Genomic DNA, 8183 nt, shown 5'->3' on the forward strand with positions numbered 1-8183 from the left:
GCCTTAATCAATCAGCGAGGAGGGCCGCCGCCCATCATCGCGCGTTCACTGCTCTTATTCTTTTCATCTGCGCTCATTTCAGAAACGATCACTTTTTCGCCTTCTTTCAAGCCGCTTTTGATTTCAGTATTCATGTTGTCTTTCAAGCCGACGGTCACTTCGCGTTCTACCGCTTTATTGTCTGCGCCCAAAATGCTGACATAGGATTTGCCGTTATGTTTTTTCACGGTCAGCGTCGGTACCAGTAAAACATTCTTCACGCCGTTGATTTCGATCGTGTTTTGAGTGGTCATACCGATGGAAAGTTTGCCTTCGGGATTCGGCACCAGGGCGCGGGCATAGTAGTAAATCGCATTGGAAGTCGTGTCCGTGCTGCTGGTGTAGCTGCCCAAAGACATGGTGGTCAAGCCGGGGTCGACACTGTCTAATTTCGCTTTAATCGGGGTGTCCGGCTCGGACAAAATGGTGAACGAAATATCCTGACCGGCTTTGACTTTCGTGATGTCGCCTTCGGCAATCTGCATTTTGTTTAACATGGTTTCCAAGTTGGCCAGTTGGATAATGGTCGGCGTAGATTGAGCCGCATTGACGGATTGGCCTTCTTCAACAGGAATGGCGACCACGGTGCCGTCCATGGTAGCGGTAATCCGCGTGTGGCCCAGTTCGGATTCAGCCGTATTAATCGAGATTTTTGATTGTTTGATGGAGGCCTTCAGTTCGGCAACATTCGCTTTGGCTGCGGCTAAAGAGTCTTGTGCAGATTCCAAATTTTCTTTGGAAGTTGCCTGTTCTTTCCATAAGGCAAGTTCGCGTTTATATTTTTTCTCCGCACTGGAAAGCGCGATTTCGGCAGAAACCAATTTTGCCTGATAGGTTTCCAGTTTGGATTTTTCGGTATTTAAGGTATTGATCTGATTGGTTGAGTCGATTTCCGCAATCAGATCGCCTTTTTTCACTTGTTGGCCCAGTTTCACATACAGTTTTTTAATCTGACCTGAAGCTTCCGCGCCTACGGATACTAAATTGGAAGGTGAGATTTCGCCGGTTGCCGACACGGTTTGACGGATATCGCCGCGTTTGACCACTTCCGTAATAAAAGAAGACTGAGGCTCAGGCTTCATCAAAGACCAGCCGCCGAAAGCCGCTGCTACTACAACAGCCGTACCGGCCGCCCACTTGAAAACTTTAGACATATAAAAGGAACCAATTCAATAAAATAACGTTGCAGACAAGCAATAAATGTATGTTGGAGACAAAAAAACAACTGGATTTTACTGTAAAGTCCAAGGCCGACCAAGAGACAGTCGGCTTAAATTGAAGTTTAACTTATTGAAATAAAAAATAAAGGGCAGTAAGTATTTTTCAGAACTTGCACCTCATTTACATAAATTCCCAAACTCCCTCCGTATCTGAACATTTAAGCCGCAAGAAAACGACTATAATATTCATGTCTTATTCTAATTATTCACGACATAAATACAATGAAACACCAACAAGGCTTCACGCTTATCGAGCTGCTGATAGTCGTTGTGATTGCAGCCATTCTTGCTACCATCGCATATCCGTCTTATCAAAACTACATCCGCCAAACGCGTCTCGCATCCGTCCGCACACAGATGCTGCATAATGCCCAACAACTTGAACGCTACTATACTCAAAGAAGTACTTTTGTAGGGTTTCCTCCTGAAAATTTGCAGCAGAATCAATATTTCGATATTAGTTTTTCCGAAGGTGCGGATCCTTCCGATTCAGGTTATATTTTGAAGGCTGTACCCAACAAAGAAACCAATGCCTATGAAACTTGTACTGTTTATTACAACGACAGCGGTATCATTTGGGCAAACAGCGATAAACAAAACTGCCCCGGTTATGAAACGCCCCTAGATGAGAAATAAACAAAGGCCGTCTGAAATTCAGACGGCCTTTTTGATGGTTTGGCTGTATAAGCACATTAGCTTAAACAGGGCAAAGATCAGTAATTTTGACCTGATGTGAAGTCAATCTTAGCCTTTGCGGCGCGGTTCGTCAGGGCGGATACGGGAAGCCAGTTGGTCGAGGATGCCGTTGACGAATTTATGGCCATCGGTGCCGCCGAAAGTTTTGGTGACTTCGATGGCTTCATTGATGATGACGGGGTAGGGGGTCTCAGGCATGGTGCTTAGCTCATGGCAGGCAACCAGCAAAACGGCGCGTTCGATAGGACTGAGGTCTTTTTCGTCGCGGTCGAGCAGGGGGCTGATTTTTTCCATGTATTCTTCGGCATGGGTTTGTGCGCCGAAAAACAGTTTGTTGAACAGCTCTTCATCCATATTGGATGTTTGGGACAGTTCGTGGATGTTTTTGGCGATTTCGGGAGCGGCAGTTTTGTTGATGCCTGCTTGATAAATGGCTTGTACGGCAAGCTCGCGTGCGCGGCGGCGTGGGCTTTTCATGGGTATTCCTTGTGAAGAGAGTGCCGATGGTTGTCGGCTGAATATTGAATGATTCAGACGGCCTCAATGTCATGATTGAGAGGCCGTCTGAAAATATGCGGTATTCAATACGGGGAGAAGCTTATTCTTCGTCGTCTTCGTATTGTTCTGACAAAAGATGGTTGACCAAGTTGGCACATTCTACGGCAACTTTGGCTGCATCGGAGGCTTTTTCTTCGATACGCGCAACGGCTTGTTCGTCGTTTTCAGTCGTCAGGATGGCGTTGGCGATAGGGATGTTGTAGTCAAGGGCAACGCGGCTGACACCTGCGCCGGACTCATTGGATACCAATTCAAAGTGGTAGGTTTCGCCACGAATGACAACGCCGATGGCAATCAGGGCATCGAATTGTTCGGATGAAGCGAGGTTCATCAGCGCGATAGGCACTTCAAGCGCGCCAGGGACGGTGGCAAGCGTGATGTTGTCTTCGGATACGCCCAATTCTTTTAAGGTGCGGCAGCATACTTTGACCATTTCGCTGCCAATTTCGTTGGTGAAGCGGGCTTGAACGATGCCGATGCGCAGGTTGGTGCCATCGAGGCGTGGTTCGATAATATTCATGATGATTCCTTCAATATTTGTGAAATAGGGATTCGGCTTGGTTTCAGACGGCCTTGTTATAGGGAAGACCGTCTGAAACGAAATGGGGATGGATTATTCTTGCGGCTGCCAATCGGCAACGGCTTGGAACTCGCCGTCTTCGTTCAATTCCCACGCACTGCCTTCTGCCTGAGTCAGCATGGGCGCGATGTCGGGATTGTCTGCAGTAATGGCGGAGAGGCTGACAATGCTGAAATTGTCGGGGTTGTCGGTGTATTCGTCGGTTTCGTCGCCGCTGAAAATACGCCAGCCGCTGTCGTTTTCAAATACGGGGGCTTCGCGGTAGAGGAAGCCGACGGGCTCGCCTTGTTCGGCGACGGTGTTGGTGACGATGCAGCGGTCGAGCGCTGCGGCCAATGCTTGGGCAAATTTGTTCATGGAGTTGACAAAGAGATGATTTGGCATGATTTTACACGATTCGCCGCTTTTCCGCACGGATGTGTGCAGGGGCGGTTTGATGGTACAATGTCGATAAGTGCCGTCAGGTTTGAACATGACGGTTTTTGATTGTTTATCGGCTTGAGGGACGCAAGAAACAATGAGCCAAAATAAAAAAGTTGCCGGTGTAGCCTTTTTATTTTGTTTCACTGCGGATGAGGCGTGCTTTCCGGCTGTTTTTTGAAAGTATGGAATGAAATCTGATTTGCTCAAACAGAAGGCGCATCGAGCGATTCAAAAGCGTCTGGGCTATGAGTTCCGCAATATGGAGCTGCTCCAGCAGGCTTTGACCCACCGCAGCTACAATGCCAAACACAATGAACGTTTTGAATTTGTCGGCGATTCGATTTTGAACTATTCCGTGGCGCGGATGTTGTTTGACGCGTTTCCGAAATTGTCGGAAGGCGAGTTGTCGCGGATGCGCGCGGCTTTGGTGAATGAAGGTGTCTTGGCTGAAATCGCGTTGGAAATGAATGTCGGCGACGGTTTGTATTTGGGTGCCGGCGAGTTGAAGAGCGGCGGTTTCAGACGGCCTTCGATTTTGGCGGATGCGATGGAGGCGATGTTTGCGGCGGTCAGTTTTGACGCGGATTTTTCTGCGGCGGAAAAAGTGGTTCGCCATTTGTTTGCGGAACGCGTGAAACGTGCGGATTTGAATATCGGCAAGAAAGACAGTAAAACCGCTTTGCAGGAAGCCTTGCAGGCACGTCGCTTTGCCCTGCCGAAATACCGAATCGAAGAGCAGGCGGAGCAGACGGCTGATGCGATGTTTGTGATTTCCTGCGATTTGGGCGAACTCGGTTTCATCTGCAATGCACGCGGCAACAGTCGAAAAGTAGCCGAGCAAAAAGCGGCATGTGAAGCCTTAGAATGGTTGGAACAGAAGTTTCCTTTGAAAAAAGCTAAAAAATAATATTTCAGACGGCCTTTGAGAAAATGCAAAGGCCGTCTGAAACAATCAAGAAAGTCATATATAAATGGATATCGAAACCTTTTTGCAAAACGAGTCGCAACACCCGACGGATTATCGTTGCGGCTTTGTGGCCATCGTGGGTCGCCCGAATGTCGGCAAATCCACGTTGATGAACCATTTAATCGGTCAGAAAATCAGTATCACCAGTAAAAAAGCACAAACCACGCGCAATCGTGTAACCGGTATTTACACCGACGACACGGCGCAATTTGTGTTTGTCGATACGCCGGGTTTTCAAACCAATCATCGCAATGCCTTGAATGACCGTCTTAATCAAAACGTAACCGAAGCGTTGAGCGGCGTGGATGTGGTGGTTTTTGTGGTGGAAGCCATGCGCTTTACCGATGCCGACCGCGTGGTGTTGAAGCAGTTGCCTAAGCATACGCCTGTGGTATTGGTGGTCAATAAAATCGATAAAGACAAAGCCAAAGACAAATTTGCGCTTGAGGCGTTTATCAATGAAGTACGCCAAGAGTTTGAGTTTGCCGCCAGCGAGGCAGTCAGCGCGAAACATGGCCTGCGTATTGCCAATCTGCTGGAACTGCTCAAGCCGTATCTGCCGGAAAGTATCCCGATGTATCCGGAAGATATGGTGACGGATAAATCCAGCCGATTCCTGGCGATGGAGATTGTGCGCGAAAAATTGTTCCGCTATTTGGGCGAAGAGTTGCCGTATGCGATGAATGTTGAAGTGGAGCAGTTTGAGGAAGAGGAAAGCGGACTGTTCCGCATTTATATCGCGGTGTTGGTCGATAAAGACAGTCAAAAGGCAATTTTGATTGGCAAGGGTGGGGAGAAATTGAAGAAAATTTCTACTGAAGCCCGCCTTGATATGGAAAAATTGTTTGATACCAAAGTCTTCTTGAAGATTTGGGTGAAAGTGAAATCCGGTTGGGCAGACGATATTCGTTTTCTGCGCGAATTGGGTTTGTAATGTAATGTGTTTGAACAAAGGCCGTCTGAAAAATTTTCAGACGGCCTTTTGTTTGATTAAGCCAATAATTCAGCCAGACGTTTGACGATTTCATCTGCCGCTTGGCGTTTCGATGTTTCCGGAAATGAGGTTTCGGCAAGGTCATCAATAATGGTGATTTGATTGGTTGGCTTACCCATGGAAACGGAAACTTGGTTGGCCACCAGCATAGGTACGTTTTTACGCAAACGTTTTGCCCGTGCAAATTCCAAAACCTGATGGCTTTCTGCAGCAAAGCCGACACAGAATGGTGGAGAAGGCAAGGCGGCAACGGATGCGAGAATATCCGGGTTTTCCGTCAGTTCGATAACTGGAGGCTGATTGCCGTTTTTCTTCAGTTTCTCGTTGCTGCTGTGTTTGACTTTATAGTCTGCAACGGCTGCAACGGAAATAAAGACATCTTGCTCATGGATATGGCGGTGAACTGCCTGATACATGGCTTCTGCACTGACAGCTTGTTCGGAATGAGCCAAGCCTGCTGGCAAGGCCATCTGAATTTGACCGTAAATCAGCGTGACTTTCGCTCCGGCAGCACGGCACGCACGTGCTAAAGCCATGCCCATTTGTCCGCTGGAAATATTGGTAATGCCGCGGACAGGATCGATGGCTTCAAACGTTGCGCCGGCTGTAATCAGAACTTTTTTGCCGCTCAGTAGCTTGGGTGTCCATAAATCCTCTAGCAAATCAGCCAGATCGACCGCTTCGACCATTCTGCCTGTACCTGTTTCGCCGCAAGCCTGTTCGCCATTGTTCGGGTAAAACACGGTAATGCCGTCTGAAACCAGCTGCTTAATATTGCGCAGGTTAGCAGGGTTGTTCCACATTTCGACATTCATTGCAGGTGCAACAGCGAAAGGACATTTTCTGGCTGCGGCCAAAGTAGTCAGTAGGTTGTCGGCCAATCCGTTGGCAATTTTGGCGATCGTATTGGCAGTCGCAGGCGCAATAAGAAATGCGTCGGCTTCACGCGTCAGGTTGATGTGTGCCATGCCATTATTGGAAGCGCCTGAATAGGTATCCGATAAAACTGGATTGCCGGTTAAAGCTTGGAAAGTCAGTGGGGAGACAAATTCTGTCGCAGAATCTGTCATCACTACTGATACAGAATGTCCTTGCTTTTTCAGCAGTCTGACCAGTTCACAAGATTTATACGCCGCAATACCGCCGGTAATACCGAGGAGAATGTGTTTGCTCATAAATAACGGGTTCATTAAATGAGATATATAGGAATCAAATCAAATTAGATTTGTTCGATGTTGATTCTGGCCAGTTTTGCTTTAATCGCATTACCATATCTCTTTGGTAAGAATGCTGAAACCGCTCCGTTTTTCACTTCAGTCACATAACTGCAGACTTTAAATTCAGGAACAACATTGAGCGAGTAGTCCGGATTGACTAAAGGTGAAGCACTGGAGTACAGCGTCCATCTTGCCAGGCTGCCGTCTTCATAATCAGTCGTTGCGTTAAAGCTGGTAACCCCTTCGCTGAAAGCGATTTGATAATTAGAGTAGAACTCGCCGGGAATTTCGTGTGCATTACAGAAATCAAATAATCTGTCATGTGCAAACAAATTCTGACGGATATAGGCCCACAATTCTTTTTCTAGAAAATCTTGGTCGGCAAAATGTCTGGAAGGGTAGCCCTCGTCGACAAAGTTTTGAATCCTTTCCTGCATATCTGGGACTGCGCCCGCTTTAGCGCCCCACATACCCGCAAGAATTAGGGCGGTATGCGAGCCTGAGTCGCGAATAGTGTGGAATAGTGTGCCACTTTTTATCCATTCGGATACGGCTGCAGCATCACGATAGCAAATAATAGAATCTGCATCACGGAAAATAACGTATTCAACCTCGGGATCATTAATGGCAAGAAAACGCCACATCGTACCCGGCCAGTTGTCCAATGGAGCGCCAACCTTAATCACTTCTGCACCGTTATTTCTAAATCGTTGAATAGCTTCAGCCGATACAGAATCGTCGACATAAAAACGACATGTCCAACCGGGGAAAAGCACAGGAGCAAGCTGGGTGTTTAAGACGGCAGGCTCAATATATTTGGAATTATTGCCAAATAAAGAAAAGGAGATAATCCGTTTGCCGTTTTTTGGAGCTGGTGCCGGAATGATTTCATGTTCTAGGTCTGGGATGGCTTTGTCTTTTAGAACCAAAGCCTGATGACCGTAAAACCCGGTTTTTTCCCAATTATCTAGGGCGCCGTAAGCATGGGCAAGTAAATCTAAAGCAGGAATATAGGTGCTATCCAGCTCTAACGTTTTCATTTCAGCCTCAATGGCTTTTTCCCATTTCAATTGCTTCAGATAGGCATAAGCAACTTTGTGATGAAATTCGACAGATTGTGGATTGAGAAGGCAAAGAATCTCGGCACGTTTTAGCGCTTCCTCGTAATTTTCCTCTTCGATAAAAGAGTGATATGCTTGTTCAAATTTTTGTTGAATCTTTTCGTTACTCATAATAGGGACATTCTAAATTTATGATTGTTTTATTGGAGAAAATAGAGATTGTAAGAGTAGATGGGACTAAAGCGCCAGTAATATAGAGATATAGAGTGTTGAATGTGGCAAATAAGAGCAAAGCTGCAGGACTATTTATCTTAGAATATCTGTTTTATCTATCGAACGATAAAATCCAATAAATTTTAAATTATTTAAATACAGATAGTTGTGAAAATTTTTTAATTTTTTTGAAATTGGGTGTTGACTGGTTTTGT

Annotated in this window: 9 protein-coding genes; 3 read left to right on the forward strand and 6 right to left on the reverse strand. The window is 46.5% G+C overall.

All coding sequences use genetic code 11. The features are described from left to right. Positions 1–11: 11 nt before the first annotated feature. Complete coding sequence (locus O3681_RS09970) at positions 12–1193, reverse strand: efflux RND transporter periplasmic adaptor subunit (protein WP_107724159.1); 1182 nt, start codon at positions 1191–1193, stop codon at positions 12–14. A 288-nt stretch (positions 1194–1481) separates the two neighbouring features. Between O3681_RS09970 and O3681_RS09975 the strand changes: the two genes are divergently transcribed. Beyond that, positions 1482–1895: a type IV pilin protein gene (locus tag O3681_RS09975; protein ID WP_107724160.1), complete on the forward strand. Its 414-nt coding sequence runs from the start codon at positions 1482–1484 to the stop codon at positions 1893–1895. 108 nt (positions 1896–2003) lie between these two features. On the opposite strand, the gene nusB is transcribed toward O3681_RS09975, so the two are convergent. The 3 genes from nusB to O3681_RS09990 all read right to left on the reverse strand — a co-directional run bounded on the left by nusB (position 2004) and on the right by O3681_RS09990 (position 3450). Continuing rightward, positions 2004–2432 carry a transcription antitermination factor NusB gene (gene nusB / locus O3681_RS09980; RefSeq protein ID WP_049350952.1) on the reverse strand — a complete coding sequence of 143 codons (429 nt, stop codon included), beginning with the start codon at positions 2430–2432 and terminating at the stop codon, positions 2004–2006. A 121-nt stretch (positions 2433–2553) separates the two neighbouring features. Next, positions 2554–3033 carry a 6,7-dimethyl-8-ribityllumazine synthase gene (ribH, locus tag O3681_RS09985; RefSeq protein ID WP_036493252.1) on the reverse strand — a complete coding sequence of 160 codons (480 nt, stop codon included), beginning with the start codon at positions 3031–3033 and terminating at the stop codon, positions 2554–2556. Positions 3034–3126: 93 nt separating this feature from the next. After that, positions 3127–3450 (reverse strand): DUF2185 domain-containing protein, encoded by a 324-nt coding sequence (locus O3681_RS09990; RefSeq protein ID WP_107724175.1) that lies wholly within the window; start codon positions 3448–3450, stop codon positions 3127–3129. 253 nt (positions 3451–3703) lie between these two features. Here O3681_RS09990 and rnc point away from each other — a divergent pair, with 253 nt between their 5' ends. Together rnc and era are read left to right on the forward strand one after the other, a co-directional pair. Next, positions 3704–4423, forward strand: coding sequence for a ribonuclease III (rnc, locus tag O3681_RS09995; protein WP_107724162.1), 720 nt, complete (start codon positions 3704–3706; stop codon positions 4421–4423). A 64-nt stretch (positions 4424–4487) separates the two neighbouring features. After that, complete coding sequence (gene era / locus O3681_RS10000; RefSeq protein WP_036493257.1) at positions 4488–5417, forward strand: GTPase Era; 930 nt, start codon at positions 4488–4490, stop codon at positions 5415–5417. 56 nt (positions 5418–5473) lie between these two features. Here the strand turns inward: era and coaBC are convergent, their stop codons facing one another. Together coaBC and O3681_RS10010 are read right to left on the reverse strand one after the other, a co-directional pair. Further along, a complete protein-coding gene (coaBC, locus tag O3681_RS10005) occupies positions 5474–6652 on the reverse strand; it encodes a bifunctional phosphopantothenoylcysteine decarboxylase/phosphopantothenate--cysteine ligase CoaBC (protein WP_371459873.1) in 1179 nt (392 codons plus the stop codon). 44 nt (positions 6653–6696) lie between these two features. Next, on the reverse strand, positions 6697–7926 hold the full coding sequence (locus tag O3681_RS10010; protein WP_371459874.1) for a tetratricopeptide repeat protein: 1230 nt from the start codon (positions 7924–7926) through the stop codon (positions 6697–6699). Positions 7927–8183: the final 257 nt, after the last annotated feature.

The organism is Neisseria sp. 27098_8_158, assembly GCF_041433145.1.
GTDB classification, from domain to species: domain Bacteria; phylum Pseudomonadota; class Gammaproteobacteria; order Burkholderiales; family Neisseriaceae; genus Neisseria; species Neisseria subflava_E.